This window comes from Pseudomonas sp. GM79 (assembly GCF_000282495.1).
Taxonomy (GTDB): domain Bacteria; phylum Pseudomonadota; class Gammaproteobacteria; order Pseudomonadales; family Pseudomonadaceae; genus Aquipseudomonas.
In genome coordinates this window covers 128,799-143,051 of sequence record NZ_AKJE01000028.1, presented here as the reverse complement: position 1 = coordinate 143,051, position 14,253 = coordinate 128,799, and the positions used below count along the sequence as shown (strand labels likewise).

9 protein-coding genes and 1 pseudogene are annotated in these 14,253 nt (G+C 51.2%); 4 read left to right on the top strand and 6 right to left on the bottom strand.

All coding sequences use genetic code 11. The annotated features are described in order from the left end of the window. The first annotated feature begins 591 nt into the window (after positions 1-591). Together PMI36_RS21995 and PMI36_RS22000 are read left to right on the top strand one after the other, a co-directional pair. Entirely contained in the window at positions 592-1,881 is a 1,290-nt protein-coding gene (locus PMI36_RS21995; RefSeq protein WP_008069369.1) for a hypothetical protein, read from the top strand. 250 nt (positions 1,882-2,131) lie between these two features. Then, positions 2,132-3,173: pseudogene (locus PMI36_RS22000) on the top strand (EamA family transporter). Between the two features lie 321 nt (positions 3,174-3,494). Here PMI36_RS22000 and PMI36_RS22005 read toward each other — a convergent pair. Beyond that, on the bottom strand, positions 3,495-7,643 hold the full coding sequence (locus PMI36_RS22005; RefSeq protein ID WP_008069367.1) for an ATP-binding protein: 4,149 nt from the start codon (positions 7,641-7,643) through the stop codon (positions 3,495-3,497). Between the two features lie 185 nt (positions 7,644-7,828). Here PMI36_RS22005 and PMI36_RS22010 point away from each other — a divergent pair, with 185 nt between their 5' ends. Both PMI36_RS22010 and PMI36_RS22015 read left to right on the top strand, forming a co-directional pair. After that, positions 7,829-8,266, top strand: coding sequence for a hypothetical protein (locus PMI36_RS22010; protein WP_008069366.1), 438 nt, complete (start codon positions 7,829-7,831; stop codon positions 8,264-8,266). Positions 8,267-8,519: 253 nt separating this feature from the next. Next, entirely contained in the window at positions 8,520-8,714 is a 195-nt protein-coding gene (locus tag PMI36_RS22015; RefSeq protein ID WP_008069364.1) for a hypothetical protein, read from the top strand. 108 nt (positions 8,715-8,822) lie between these two features. Here the strand turns inward: PMI36_RS22015 and PMI36_RS22020 are convergent, their stop codons facing one another. From PMI36_RS22020 to PMI36_RS22040, 5 genes are all read right to left on the bottom strand, one after another. Further along, the gene (locus PMI36_RS22020) at positions 8,823-9,320 is read right to left on the bottom strand and encodes a hypothetical protein (protein ID WP_157214936.1); all 498 of its coding nucleotides are present in this window, start codon (positions 9,318-9,320) and stop codon (positions 8,823-8,825) included. A gap of 4 nt (positions 9,321-9,324) precedes the next feature. After that, positions 9,325-9,921 carry an MbcA/ParS/Xre antitoxin family protein gene (locus tag PMI36_RS22025; RefSeq protein WP_008069358.1) on the bottom strand — a complete coding sequence of 199 codons (597 nt, stop codon included), beginning with the start codon at positions 9,919-9,921 and terminating at the stop codon, positions 9,325-9,327. Next, positions 9,914-10,327, bottom strand: coding sequence for a hypothetical protein (locus tag PMI36_RS22030; RefSeq protein ID WP_008069356.1), 414 nt, complete (start codon positions 10,325-10,327; stop codon positions 9,914-9,916). Before PMI36_RS22030 ends, PMI36_RS22025 begins: the two co-directional genes overlap by 8 nt. 757 nt (positions 10,328-11,084) lie before the next feature. Beyond that, complete coding sequence (locus PMI36_RS22035; RefSeq protein ID WP_008069352.1) at positions 11,085-13,148, bottom strand: hypothetical protein; 2,064 nt, start codon at positions 13,146-13,148, stop codon at positions 11,085-11,087. A gap of 86 nt (positions 13,149-13,234) precedes the next feature. Then, positions 13,235-14,227 (bottom strand): hypothetical protein, encoded by a 993-nt coding sequence (locus PMI36_RS22040; protein WP_008069350.1) that lies wholly within the window; start codon positions 14,225-14,227, stop codon positions 13,235-13,237. Between the last annotated feature and the right edge of the window lie 26 nt (positions 14,228-14,253).

Below are 14,253 nucleotides of genomic sequence, written 5' to 3'. Positions count from 1 at the left end.
TCTAATAAATAGGCAAAACAACACGGATACGCAACTTAAAATTTTGATGCATATTTAATTAGTTATTATCCGCAGGGGCTTTTTATATAATATTCACAAAAAATCAAATCATTGTATTTATTGAATTTTCTCCATAGGGTTACAAATCATTCTGCAACACCCAGCTTTTTTATATAACCATTTTTAGTGAAATCAATTTCGAACAGTTCTAGTCTGAATCGATTTCAGCGGAGTGATGATGACCGCGCAGGCGAGACCTGCACGGTCTCAAAAGTGCATATTCGAGGCAATAGGTGCCCTACGTAACGAATCGTTGATAGGGGGTATGCTTGTTCTTTGTTTTTTAGCATGACTAGGCGGGCTTATCGTTCCTCCAACCCTTTAATATCTGACCACTACAGAGAATGGCGAGCTTCGAAAAGCGGGCTGAGAGTCGCCCAAGGTATGTACATAAACACCGAACCTGGCCTCTCCCAAATTCCGAGACTGGCAGGCCGCCGTGGGGGGTAAAGCGTCAATCAAGGGTCAACATTCGTGAGCTAGGCTGTTTGGCAATAAACCTTGTCCGCCACCACCTATAAGCGCTCATGTATGGAAGACACCCCGAATATTCCAGAAGTAATTGATGATTCATCCGTGGATACCGTTACCCGGGAGTCCCTCTACGAGCAGGCTTGGTCGACCCCTATGACCAAGATCGCCGAGAGGTATGGTGTTTCTTCAAGCTACCTCGCCCGCGTCTATACCAATCTAAATATTCCCCGCCCTGCTGTCGGCTACTGGGCGCAGGTAGCCGTTGGAAAGCGTAAAGCTAATCCGCCTCTTCCGGAGGTCCAGCCAGGTGCTCTCATTGCCTGGAGTAGGAACGGCGCGCCTGAACAGATCTCACGGTCACTTCCAAAGGCTCCTTCCGAAAACCCCGACAAATCGTCCACGCGCGTTGCGGTGCTTCCCCGGAGACATCCATTACTGGTGGGTATCGAAGAGCACTTCAAGAAAGCCCACATAACCGATGAAGGCTATCTCCGCCCCTCCAAGCGGTCTATGGCAGATCTGATAGTCAGTAGCTCCGGCATAAGCCATGCGGTTGAATTTGCGAACCAGTTGTACTTGGCTCTCATGGGAAAGGGCTTCGCGGTTGCGCTTTCCGATCCAGCCACGCATGTGGGGCGCGCTTCCGTTGATCATCGAGAGCAAGAGTCTAAGAGGTACGTGCACCCTGCCCTATGGCGACCCCAGCGGCCTACGGTGGTTTATATAGGGACCGTTGTCTTTGGCCTGTCCATCTATGAGATTAGCGAATACGTACACGTTAAGCGGCCGGACAAGAAATACGTCCGGGTGACGGAACTGCCGGTGACTAAACGACGGTCCGATTACCGAGATGGCTGGATGGCGAGTGCCGATATGCCTACGGGCAGACTCTGCTTGCAGGTCTATTCGCCATACTACGGCGTGGACTGGATTCAACGCTGGACTGAGACCAAGCCTGGTGACTTGGCCAGCAAAATTCCAAGCCTTGTGAAGTCACTCAAAGCCGAGGCTCCGATTCTCGCCGGCAAGGTTGAGATCGAACGAGTGCGGAGCGAACAGGAACGACATCTGCATGAATTACAGATGGAAGAATGGAGACGTAAGGAAGCCGAGAAGCGTCGGCTGAAGGCGATTCAGGACAGCCGAGATCAACTTGAAACTGTGATTCAGACCTGGGCGAAGGTAAACAGTATTCAGGCTTTCTTTGAAGACATTGCGCAAAGCGCGCAGCGCCTCGAATCAGAAGAACGGCAAGCTGTGCTGTATCGCTTGGCTAAAGCGATGGAGCTGATTGGCGACTTGGATGCGATCAAGCACTTTAAAGCTTGGAATCCTCCGGAAACTTAAGCCGGACCGAGCTTTTCACACGCGCCTCTTGGCTAATCGGCGTAGACGAAATCCCAATCCGAAAGGCGAAGTCTTGCGGTCTATAATCACTCCATAATCGCCTATAAAGCTTATTCGGACAGTTGTGCATCGGATGACTGTGACCAGTCCTTCCATCGTAGCCGTCCGGCCAAAACACCTTAGCAAATGAAGCAGGCCATGCACCTCGCGGTATGATGACTCCTCACGAAATTCTGCTGCGGAGTTATTGATGAACCTGAGCGTTTTGTATGCGTTGGCCGCTGCCGCGTTATTTGGTGCCAGCACGCCGCTTGCCAAGTTGCTTGGTCTCAACATTCCCCCCTGTATTACTCGCAGGCCTCCTTTACTTGGGCAGCGGTCTGGGTCTGATAGTTGTTCGTTTTGTGCGTGACCATGGCTGGAAACCGGCCGGCCTTGCATCATCTGAATGGCCTTGGCTTCTCGGCGCAATCGCATTCGGGGGTGTCCTTGGGCCGATCGCGCTTATGTTTGGATTAACCAGGACGTCCGGTGCAACAGCTTCTCTGATGCTCAACTTGGAAGCAGTGCTCACCGCTTTATTGGCTTGGGTCGTGTTTAAGGAGAATGCTGATCGGCGCATTGTGGTCGGAATGGTGGCCATCATTGCAGGTGGTGCGGTGTTGGCATGGCCTCAGGAAACCACTCAAGCTCATGATTGGCTGGGGCCCATAGCGGTCTCGCTGGCCTGTTTGTGCTGGGCTATCGATAACAACCTGACGCGGAAGGTGTCGGCGTCAGACGCTCTTTTTGTGGCTGGCTTCAAAGGTTTGGTTTCAGGGCTGGTCAACTGTTCGTTAGCGCTTCTACTGGGAGCTAGGATTCCCGATTTGGCGGTGCTTGGCCCGACACTAGTTCTTGGTTTCCTCGGCTATGGCGTTAGCTTGGTGCTCTTTGTCCTTGCCCTAAGAGGCCTTGGATCCGCGCGCACAGGGGCATATTTTTCCACTGCACCATTCCTGGGTGCGGCCATAGCAATTTTGATTCTGGGGGAGCCCGTGTCGCTCTCGTTCTGGGCGGCAGCTATGTTGATGGGGATAGGGGTTTGGCTTCACCTTACCGAAACGCACGCGCATGAGCATCGGCATGTGCCGATGACGCATGGGCATCGTCACACTCACGATGAGCATCATCAGCATGAACATTCGTTTGACTGGAGTGGGACCGGAGCCCACAGCCATGTTCATGAGCATGTGCAGATCCAACATAGCCATCCACACTTTCCGGATATCCATCACAGGCACACCCATTGAATCAGTGGAGTAAGCATGCTGTGATCACCCGCGAGCCTTGAGCGAAGTGGCATCTGGCAGAATGAAAGTCTCGCTCTGCGCATCCTATCTCGCCGTTATGGCGCGCTACTGAAGTTTAGAATGCATTGGCAGCTGTCGGACGGGGCCGACATGACAAGGTGAGACCGTTTATTTGCGTTATGGATTCCAGTGACCGGGGGAAGGTCACGCAACTCACATCATGCATCATGGTAATGGATAGTTTAGGCGGCTGCTGGCCAGAAGCGGTCAGCGGAGCCCCCCAAAACTATTGATTTCGCCGCAGTGCTCCAATCAGACGTGTCAGCAGTTGAACGCTTCCGACTCTTCATGGACGACTTCGAAGCCATCTTGCGGGATGTATTTCAGAAAGGCGCGAAGATCAATTTGAGAGCCAGTATCCCCTCTTGAGTCAAAAAATCCACGATTCGCAAACCGCCTGTACAGCAGATTCTGTCCGGTCTTTGCCAAGTAGGAATCCAGCTCCAATTTGCGTATAAACAACGCATTGTTGCGGTAGGATCCTGATGAGAACGCAATGAGTGCACCTGTTTCATCCTGCCATCCGCGCTGCTGATCCCAGATAAGACCTAGTGCCCTAACAAGATCTTGGCACGGCACATCTAGGCTGGATTGATCAGTCTCGGATGTGAACTCATATCCCCATTCGCTTCCCCTACTAAGCGTTACTGTGGTGCGCGCTAGCCCTTCAGAATGAGTGTTGGTGGTGCCTTCCTCTACCAACTGATCAAAAGCAGCGCCGTCCGGGTATTCCCCTATAAAGCTTCGATAACAGCTTGCCCGATCGGAAAATGCACGGTCGAGTCGCTCGTAGGGTCTTTCTCCAAAAACGTTTTCAGTGGCAAGCACCGACGTGTAAAAAACATCAAAACCAAAATGAGGAGTTATCCATGCATCTTCCTCATCCGATCTATCGTTTGCGCTTGCGCTGCGCTCTAGAGCAATCCACGTTACGCCATTCGCATCATTGCAAGATAAGCTCGCCTCGTGCGTTGCGAAGTCATCAGTCGTCACCCATTTCTTGGTGTCATCTTCTCGGGAAGGAAACTCGTACTCACGTCGGCGCAAAATGCCGTCTGGATAGGTCCCTTCGGTAATCACATCTCTCATGTCAGTTAAATCGCGTTTACGTACTTCAACTGACCAGTAATGTTCAGGTCCGGGCACAGTGTCTTGATACGACTCACACGGTGGAACGTGATCTGAAAGGACTCCGAGCAACCTATGGAGTGAGATCCAGTAGTATTTTTTTCCGAGTCGTTCAGCATAGGCTGCGCGCGCACGACCGGAACCGAATTCGCTGTTCAGGGCTCGATCATAATTTAGTGCCCCGTCCATGTAGCCCGGGAATCCGAGCCGCAGGGTCTCGGTGATGATCCAGCAAGCGATGTTTTCCTTCGTTACCGAAGCGGCCTTGAGATCGAACCCTGAGACCTTGCCCTCAACCTGATACCGCCAAAAATCAGGTCCGATGTTTGAGCCCCACAGCTTCATATCTGAAGGAAGGTGCTCCAGCTCAAGAAGTGGGTTGGCATCCTCCAGCGTTGGCCACGTCTCGATGGCTGGGCTTTTACTTGGAAAGCGCCGCAGTCTCTCTTTTAATGGCTCGTCGATATTGTGATTTTTGAGTAACACGGCGAGCATCCGAATTGAATCTCGAATGATCACGTTAGTCCGATCATATCCATGCGACGCCAGTAATCTGAGAGCAGGAATGAAGGCGGCACGCTGCTCACGTGCAATCAAGCATGCGCTGTATATTGCTTCAGTCACGCTTTCAAGAATGTAATCATCGTCACAAGCCAAGAAATTTCTGGCTAAATCGGTCGCGAGTGCAACATCCGCTACTATCAGGCGCACCAAGCCTTTCGTTGCACGATCACGGACTCGGCGGTCCGCGCAAGACGTCAGCCAGCCCAAAACGATAGTAGCTAACCGTCTGCTTTCTGACGGCCATCGCATGATGTCAGCGGCCAGAGCGGCATTCAGCAAGGACCTCACCGCTCCATTGTTGTCGTAAGACTTGAATGCTGAACGCGATAAGTAAACGTCCCTGTCCACCAGGGGTTTGCGAAGCAGGAAGTTGTCCAGCCATTGTTCTGCGTTGAGGTTGTGATTGGGCACCAGGCAGACCTTTATGAAGACCTCATACAAATCCTCCCAAAGCCCAGGCACCTTAAAAGCTGCGAAGATTTCATCTTCAAGGCTGTTATTTTCAAAGCTTTTGCGGGAGCGCCATGCCAATCCATTTACGAACAAACGGTTGGCGAGTTCCCGTTCCAAACCGATATCAGGGTTTACGATTTCAATTCCCGTTTTTTCGGGAAGCATCGCGGCGAGAACTTCCAGCAGACCTTTATCCTCTGGCGGCAATGAAACCACCTTGGCGCCTAGCTTTTTTACATCGAGCTTGCCAGAGTCATCCATGCAGCCATCGATCAACGCGGTCGTACGAAGGACATCGCCGTATCGCTCATACCCAAGCCTTACAGTCCACGTGTCGCCTGGACCTTCAGTGAGGATAACCAGGCCTTCGCGCTGAAGCTCACGAATGAAGACTTCGGGTGTGAGTTCTGGCCCAACCACGTCGCGAAGGCCGGCAGCGCAAGAATCCCAAAGCCTATCGATCGGTGATGCACTCGTGAGCCTTTGCGCCAGACTGAGCATGGACTGACGGACCAAATTTTTCGGACTGGCAAAACCTAAGCGTTCTTTCACTGCGGTGTTGCTGTGTTTGAGGTGCCGCTCAAGCAAAGCGGAAAAGCCCGGCAAAGACACGTCGAGGGTTGTACTGCCCTCTTCCTTCAAGGTTTTGCAAGCCAGGTGAAGGAACAACGGGTTGCTCAACTCCTCCGAAAAAAGAGGTGTGATTTCTGAGTCCAGTCCATAGAAAGCGGCGAAAGCTTGAAGTGCCTCCACGCCCTGCCCGCTAAATCCTTTGTGCTCAAATGCATAGCCTGGAAACCTGGCATCAGTGACCAGATCTCGATAGGTATCACGTGCAGATACGCAAATTTTCACCCCGGCGTAGGGCTTACACTGCTGAATGAGTTCGGGGAGCTTGGCCTTCCACCGGGCATCCGCCCTACTTTCGTTAAGCGCATCAATGAAGATTACGAAAGGCAATCCAGAGTGCTCGGCGGATGCGCTCAGACACTGGAACAGCGCGTCACGCCCAATCTGACCACCGAAGCCAAGCTTGCTTCGGATAACTTCCCACGGTTCGCCACCGCCGAAATCATCTCCAAATACTACGAGAGACATTCCGCCTTCGGCGAACCGCCGGTACGCAGCGCTCACTATCGCATGAGTTTTTCCGACACCCGCTGGGCCAACGAGCAGCAGCGAGTTGCCTCCGGCAACATTCATTTTGGGAGAGGTCAGGACTTCGTTGATAGATTCGGTTAGCCGGAACAGCTCTCTTGCCGAGTCCATGGACCCAGCAGGAAACGCACACATGTACTCTGCATTGAATTGCCGAAAGCTAGGGGTATCTTGGTTTGGACCGTGCTGCTGAACAAATGCAGCCTCTTGGCTTTCCTTAGCAGTGAGCAAAATGGGTTGTAGCTGAGTGAGCGTCTCCAACGCTTGGGTGACTGATTGCTCGGGCTTGTCGGCTTCTCGTATCAGCGTCAACAGAGTCGACAATCGTTGGAGAAGGCTTTCCGCTTCTGTTTTTTTGTCGTCGTTGAGCAGGCTGCATATCTCGCCCGTACGTCCGCGTAGCGATCTGAGTTCGCTTAGAATTGGAGAAAATGCCTGACGTCGCCAGTCTGAAAAATCTGCGGTGCCACCAAAAAAATCCAAGATATCATGGGCGTCGGTCACGACGTCCAGTTGGCCCGTGTATCGTGGTCCAGCAAATTCCCGGGCTTGGTCCAAGCATTGCTGCACGTGGATTGGGGTAAGCACAGAATCGTCAAACCAGTAATTGCGAATCCCTCCATGCGTATCCAGACGCTGGAGCTGTTCACGCATTACGGTTGAGCTGCGCAAAGTGATTTTGAGGCTTTTACCCTCAGCCTCGGCTCGCTCTTCTAGCTCCTTTTTCCATTCTTCAAATCGTTCGACTTCACCCTGCCCGCGCGCGCCTCCCGCAACCCTTCCGGTTAGGTCGAATGGAATGTAGATCCAGTAATCCGTTAGCGTCGGATGGTTCAAGCGAGCTGCGGTGACCGACTTTGTTATCTGTCCTAGTTCTTTGGCGCCAAGATGGAAAAAATACTTGGCCTGTATTCCCAAAACAGACCCATTTGGCGCCCGAAAATATGCCTCGACACCACCGTCTCCGCCATCGCCCCGCAAGCTGTAAAAGCTTGAACCCTCGGGAGCATCGCAACTGAAGCGAAATAGCTGTACGGCTAATGCCTCGAAGCTGTCATTTTTACTCTTTGGGGCGCTACGAATATTGGTGAAGTCGATGGTTGGCATACCTGCCGCTCCGTTTAAGAATTCTTGGATCCTAGGTCCATTTTACCGGTATTTGCCCCACGGACACTACGCAGCGTGGATTTCTTGAGTGACGCCTAGAAATGACAGTGATTGGAATGCATTCGCCGCGGAGAAAATTGATAATCCACCCTTCGGGCAATCGTCCCAATTCACCAGGAGCAAAAATGGAGAAGTACAACAAAGATCAGAACGTCCTTGGCAAAGAGCTGGGAGCGTTTGGTAGGGAGTGGAAGCGGATCAGCTGCGAGTTAGACGATGTCGCCGTACATTGGGAGGCTTTGGCGGAAAAACTGCTACCCAACTACTCGATTGCGCCATGCCAAACCACCGGTTGCACTCAAATGAAGGGAAATGCGGCAGGCAGAGATTTCGCTGTTTACTTCGCTCCTTTTCTTCTCGATGACAAATTGTATGGTCAGATTGTTGTGAAGGCTGACAGCCTCATCGGAATGCCTGTTGCTGAAGTTGCACGCCTATTGATAGGTCCTGGAGGAGCGTTTTATGAGCATGACGGAACACTGTTGCACGGCGAGCAGGAGTTAGCACATCGATACGTTGTGCTGTGCAATATTTTCAAAAACGTTCTTGCTACAGCTTTTTGAAGCCGCGTTTTCGAAACCAACCACGCGGCATAAAAACAAAATCGCGGATTGCGGGCCGTCAATGAAAATTTTTAGTAAGCCAAGCCAAGCGCTTCAGCTACTATTTTAGTGTTCTTCTCGCCAGTGGCAGCCTAATCAGCTCGTCCCTGAGTGGCTGGCGAGTCGAACCTTCGATTGAATCCAGTTGTGGCCGAAAGCTACCCTATCGTGGAAGGCAGCTAACGACCCGAGACGCAGAGCCTGGAGGATCCACATGACACGAAAAAAACCACCGATCACATCCGAGGACCCGCTGGCAGAGCCGGCCATGAACCCATCGAACAGGGTTTCTTCTGAAGCGCCATTGAAGCGTAGGAAGCTTTCCCTTGTAAGCCTTTTAGCGGAAACCCCCGAGAACAGTCGAGACGAAGCGTGGGAAAAAATAGCATCGGTGGGGCTGGAGTTCTGAAGCAGCCGATATGCCAGCCGACTGACACATCAGCATGCTAGTCGCGCGACTTGCCCAACACGCGTGCCGCCGTGCCGAAGGCAAGAATTCTTCGCTGTGAAAGGTGGTTCAGAATTCATCAGTGTAGTAGCCCCATTCACTCACCAAATCGTCTATCGCGGCCGAGATCCTCGATTCAGCCATCAGCTCCGCAGGCGTGTAACTCAACGCCACCGCAACCGCCATAGCAAACTCATTCAGATCTCCTGGCTCGTATGGCCAGACTTGAAGTTTCATCAGCGATGGGTCGTTGGGACTGTATTCATCGACAACCTCTACCGCGCCCTCCAAAAGCAGATAATTCGTGAGCGATATGGCCATGGTTTTTTGAGGGTAGTCCGCCAACAGCGTGCGCGAATCCAAAAACGTGTCCCCAGCTTCGGCTAGTGCGGAATGGCTGAAAGCACGGACGAACAACGACCTCAACCTCGGTGACGACACGAGACTTCGCACATACATCAAATCTACAGGACCTTGGCTGAATTCCCATTCCAGTTCACGGCGCAAATGATCCTGTAGATTTGGATGATCCGCCATCACCACAGTTGGAGCAGTAATCAGTTCCATAAAGTCACACGCCAACCCCATGTTCTAACCGATTCAGAAAAGTGAAAATCGTCTGACACCCCTCTTCCGTCGCCAGCATTTCTAGGGGGCGCCGCCCTGCAAAGGCAGTGCGTTCGTCTTGTACCCAACGCACTGCGCCTGTTGCGAAAAATGCCAAAATCATGTCCAAGGCTTGTGTGTAGCTGGTGATGTATTTTTCATCCGCGATGTGGGCTTCAATCGGATCTAGATGCCCCCTCCCGGTATGTTTGCCACAGCGAGCTACGAGCCAGCCCTCAAGACTCACCACTTCGCCAGGCTTGCCGCACAGCTCACAAATACAGCCTGAGGCAAGCTGGGCGATTTCGAAAACCGAACCGATATCTTCATCGCTTCCGCTGTGGTAAATCCGGAGCTGACCAAGCTTCTCTTTCGCCTGGGTGACCTTTACGTCGAGCGCCTTCAGCTCAGCATGTTGCTGGGTTAGCCGAAAAGTCGCTTCGATGAGATTCGCCCACCCGTCATTGCATTCAAAACCGAAGATTGCATCCTCGGAAAATTCTTTCGAAAAGAGAAGAGTGCGGTACTGAGCTGCGAGATGCCTTTCGATGAAATTATTCATTCGTCCTAGCGTCCTTTGACCACAACGGGTCGCGGCTCCGCCCGTGCAATGTCGAGGGGTAAACCTGCCCGTCCATTAGCTCGTAACAGATCCGCTCGTCCACTTTCTGAATCTCCCGGATTGGCTCCATCAGCCATTTACCCTGCCGATTCAACCAAGGCGGCGATACGAGCTGAACCTCATTAATGAACTGCGCGGGCGTGTCTCTTGAGGCCAAATCCAGTAGGAACTGCACTTTCGAAATCATGAACTGCTGCTGCGAATAACCCTCCTCGCCCGTTGTTTCATACGTGACAAAAAACCACTCGTCATTAGACGTTTGCGAGATGTAAGCCCAACGACGGGCGCCTTCCTCAAGCACGAAAAAAGGATTTTTTACACGTGCTTGCTCATGAGTTTCGAACATACTGATTCTCCAGATTACTCATTGCTTTAGGCGGCTCACCTTCACCGCCACACCCACTTTCAACGCAAATCCAACAGGCATTTTGAGGGCGAGCAACCGGCGCATTAGCAACGCTCTTGGCCCAAGACCGTGAACCGATTCCCTATGAGGTTTTCCGAAAGACGGCTACGTGGGCGCTTGTGAGCCGCTGGTTTGAAACACCGACCAAAGCTACCAAATTGGTAGTTTTTAGAAAAGCAGTAAATCACCTCAGGGGGCTGATTTACTGGAAGCGCTGTGATCAGTAGCACGCTACCAATCCGGCTCAAGTATGTGCGACCACGTGCCAGTCTCTCTCAGGAAGAGCTGGGTATGCGCATCGACCCTGATTCCTACCTCTGCAAGCACGCTAATGAATCGATCGAAGGTTGGTAAGCGAGTGCCAACCAGCGCTGATTGAGTGGGCGCATCTACATGCCGGCTACTTTTACGCCTACCGCCATGATGAAGCGGAGCTTGATCGTTGCTCCGGCTCGGATGAAGCCATAAATGGGGGGGTGGTTGCTGCCATGGTTTGATGGTGATGAAAGGCGGACAACCGATCAGAGAAGGTGATCAGGTTGTTGGTGGGATAGGCATCATCCCCCAATCGCCCGACGCTATCACTCAAGCTCATCTTCAAACCCAACCTTACACTTCAGTGATACGTACCCGACCGTGCAAGCATCCAAATACTCAGACACTTGCAAGTCGGCGTAACCCTATATTCTAAAAGATATTAATAGTTAACAATCAGCTTTCCAGGGCTCAAGCCCTTGAGAAGTTCAAGGTGCTGACTTTCTTTCGGTTCCTGGATCTCATAACTTAACCATTGAACCGGTGGCATACCGGTACCAAGAGGATCGAACAGATTAGAATTAGCCCTGATCGACAATTTGTGAACCGCCACAATTGTCGGATTTAGCGCGTATGCAAGAAATGCCGCTTCGGCTTCTGCCAAGTTTTCGTAGTAGACCATGGCATAACGATGGTCGGAAAAATCCTGATGAGACCCCATGAATCGCGCTCTACCATCCTTCAGGAAGTGCTTCAGCAAGGACTCATCTAGAACAGGGGTCTGACCGACTGGAAATCCAGCATGAAATTGGTCATTTACTAGCACCAAGGGGTGAACGACAACCTTGTCGAGATCATTCTGAAGGTGCGGGTAAAATTGAGCACAAAACTCTGCCAAATTCTCACGGACATAATTTGCTTTTCTCTCCGCCTGGATAGCTTTAGCGAGCATGCCGCCAGACTCTTCATGCATTGCATTATGATAGTCAAGCGGGGTGATCGGAGTTCTTCGGCTGCGCGCTTCCACAACGACGATTGTATTACCAAAATTAAAAGTTAGATCGACCTCTTCTTTTCTTTTGCCGTATTTTAGCATTGAGGACAGCGCCCACTTTAACTGGGCACCAATTATAGCGTTTGAGACTTGGCATTCTCGCATGGTCATCTCAAGGCTCTCTTCAAAATGAGTGCCCCTTAGATGAGACTTCTTGTCCACTGCCTGAAGCCAAATATCTACATTGCGGCGCATATTGGCGGCAAGCAATGCAGAAATAGCAAATGCCACAGAACCTTCCACCTCAACGATAGGCTTAGTCCACAAATCATCCTGACGATCAGAGCCTCGGAACGTTAACAATTCCAGGATCGCACTGACGTTTACGACCGACATCTCTGTGGTTTCTACCAATCGATTCACTAAATCTTCACGACTGAACCATTGGCAGTAAGACGCCAACTGATCCCAATCCTCAGGCTGAACAGTGGAACTCTGATTGTAGATTTGGAACGCCAAAACTGACAGATCAAACCACACGCGCAAAATGTCTCGAACCGAGTAGCTCGTAGCGCAATCAGCCGATTCGACTTCCCTCCCCATTAGACTAAAAAGATGTGGCTCTATTCCCAGATAGGGCTCTGCTTTTTTGTAACGAAGAAACCGCAACATCGCTTCGTTACATTCGCTTACAGCCAGGAGGTTGAGATCCGAACCAAGATTGAGTGTCAATATAAACCGCGGATAAGCCGAACTCAACCCCAACAGAGGTAGTTCTATTGCAGAGGAAATATCAAATACTGCTGTACCCTGGTGATGTTCCCGACGATAATCCGAAACAACACGCATCCGATTAAGCTCACTGAGCTGAGAGATAACAATTTTTTTATGCTGTAAATCATAGGCAAATAGCGAGTCCCCGTACAGCAACTGCTGCCATATTATCACTCCATTGTAATAGAGTTGAGCACAGCGGACTTCACTCCGAAAGAAACTAAATCGATCGAGCAACTCTACCGACTCAGACTGAGGGTATAAAACTGACTCAATCGTTACTTTTTCATTAAGTATTTCAAACAATGGAGAGCAGAGGCTGTCCAGATTAAACATGGCGACCTGATTTGGGTGCAGCTTGGCCCCACTCCCCACCAGACTTGTCTTGTAATCCAGCATATTTTCTAGTGTGGACACTGCCTCGGTAGAGAGTTCGCGTTGTCGCTCATCTGCCAGCAATACATAGAAAAGGTTGGCAGACGCGATATGCATCTGCACCAAATCTTTCTTGGATAGAAACTCATTTCGATCCAGTTTGTAATAGTCTCTAGTCGCATACACTTTCGAAAAATGGCTAGCTAGCCAGGCGGCACCATCACACAATGATCGATCCGCGATGCTCCCATCCGTGTAGTTTTTATAGTCGGCTTGCCACTGGCCATAATCGAAAGGCACACGCTGCGTAGGGTGTACGAGAAGTTTTTTCCGCGCCCGAACCAGCATCGGGCTGATATGCATTGCCACTAAGAAGCCCCCCCTAAGAACAAAATTGCCGTGCTAAAGCATCACAAAAAACCGCGCCAATCGGACGAAACGCGAACTCGTTAGGACGCGATGCGGATGCCATCTGCCGAGTGCTGTCGCTGAAGAGCTTGGTCGACATCTGCAACAAACCTCTCAAAGGAGGTTTTACATGGCTGACCAATGAGCAGGTGTACCGCTTCAACTGCTTTAGCACGAAGCTCCTTGTTGGAGGACAGCTGAACTGACAGTAATAGGTTTGCTGGGCTAGAAAACTCGGCCAATAGCTTTGATTGTGCATTGAGTTCACGTTCGATTACCAACAACTCAGATACATATTTAAACGTGGCTTCAGCCTGATCTAGCTCAGCCTGGGAGAGTCGCTGCTTTACTGGGGTACCTTCGAGTTGACGTAGAAACTCGTATAGCTTGAGCGTATAGCCCTGCTCTTCCAGATCCAGCCAGATTCCGAGACCTTTGATCTTGCCGTACGAATGGGGGTACCAGTTCTTCTCCACATAGGGCTTACCCTTTTCGTCCTTGGCTCGCTTGACGATCATGTACTCCCAAAAAACTTCTAAGGAGTTCCGCTTCCACCGGTCGACAAGATTGCTCACCACCTGCGGCGGCAACGTAGAGATGAAATGGTTGGCTTGCCCCTGTACCACCCGGAGCAGCTTCAGGGCAGCTTTAACGCGCTCAATGAACTGCATACGCTGGCCAAGCATGTTTTCGATTCGATGCCGGCGTACGTTCTGACGCTCGATGGTGCTGAGGCCTTTAAGACGACCGACGATTTCCTCGTCATCCAGTCCCAAGTGATTCAATGCGCAGCAATTGCCGATGAGGACCTGGCTCCCATCTTTGCACTCAACGATATAACCGTGCTGGTGATCTTGGGCGCACCGCTTGCCTTTCTTAAGGTATTGGCACTTTGCGTCCGGCTTGATCAGACGATAGGGACGGATGGGTATGCTGTAGTTTTCTTTGGTAAGGATGCCCCCAGGATCAATCACGTAGTGCTCGGTGATTTCATCGAGGGTTCTTAGCTCAATGATGCCGTTCGTTGGGGTCATAAAATACTCCATGAGTGCGCGCAGAC

Bases quoted from the DNA above. Each gene is read 5' to 3' on its own strand.
- PMI36_RS21995 (WP_008069369.1), top strand. From the start codon at position 592: ATGGAAGACACCCCGAATATTCCAGAAGTAATTGATGATTCATCCGTG.
- PMI36_RS22005 (WP_008069367.1), bottom strand. From the start codon at position 7,643: ATGCCAACCATCGACTTCACCAATATTCGTAGCGCCCCAAAGAGTAAA.
- PMI36_RS22010 (WP_008069366.1), top strand. From the start codon at position 7,829: ATGGAGAAGTACAACAAAGATCAGAACGTCCTTGGCAAAGAGCTGGGA.
- PMI36_RS22015 (WP_008069364.1), top strand. From the start codon at position 8,520: ATGACACGAAAAAAACCACCGATCACATCCGAGGACCCGCTGGCAGAG.
- PMI36_RS22020 (WP_157214936.1), bottom strand. From the start codon at position 9,320: ATGGAACTGATTACTGCTCCAACTGTGGTGATGGCGGATCATCCAAAT.
- PMI36_RS22025 (WP_008069358.1), bottom strand. From the start codon at position 9,921: ATGAATAATTTCATCGAAAGGCATCTCGCAGCTCAGTACCGCACTCTT.
- PMI36_RS22030 (WP_008069356.1), bottom strand. From the start codon at position 10,327: ATGTTCGAAACTCATGAGCAAGCACGTGTAAAAAATCCTTTTTTCGTG.
- PMI36_RS22035 (WP_008069352.1), bottom strand. From the start codon at position 13,148: ATGCATATCAGCCCGATGCTGGTTCGGGCGCGGAAAAAACTTCTCGTA.
- PMI36_RS22040 (WP_008069350.1), bottom strand. From the start codon at position 14,227: ATGACCCCAACGAACGGCATCATTGAGCTAAGAACCCTCGATGAAATC.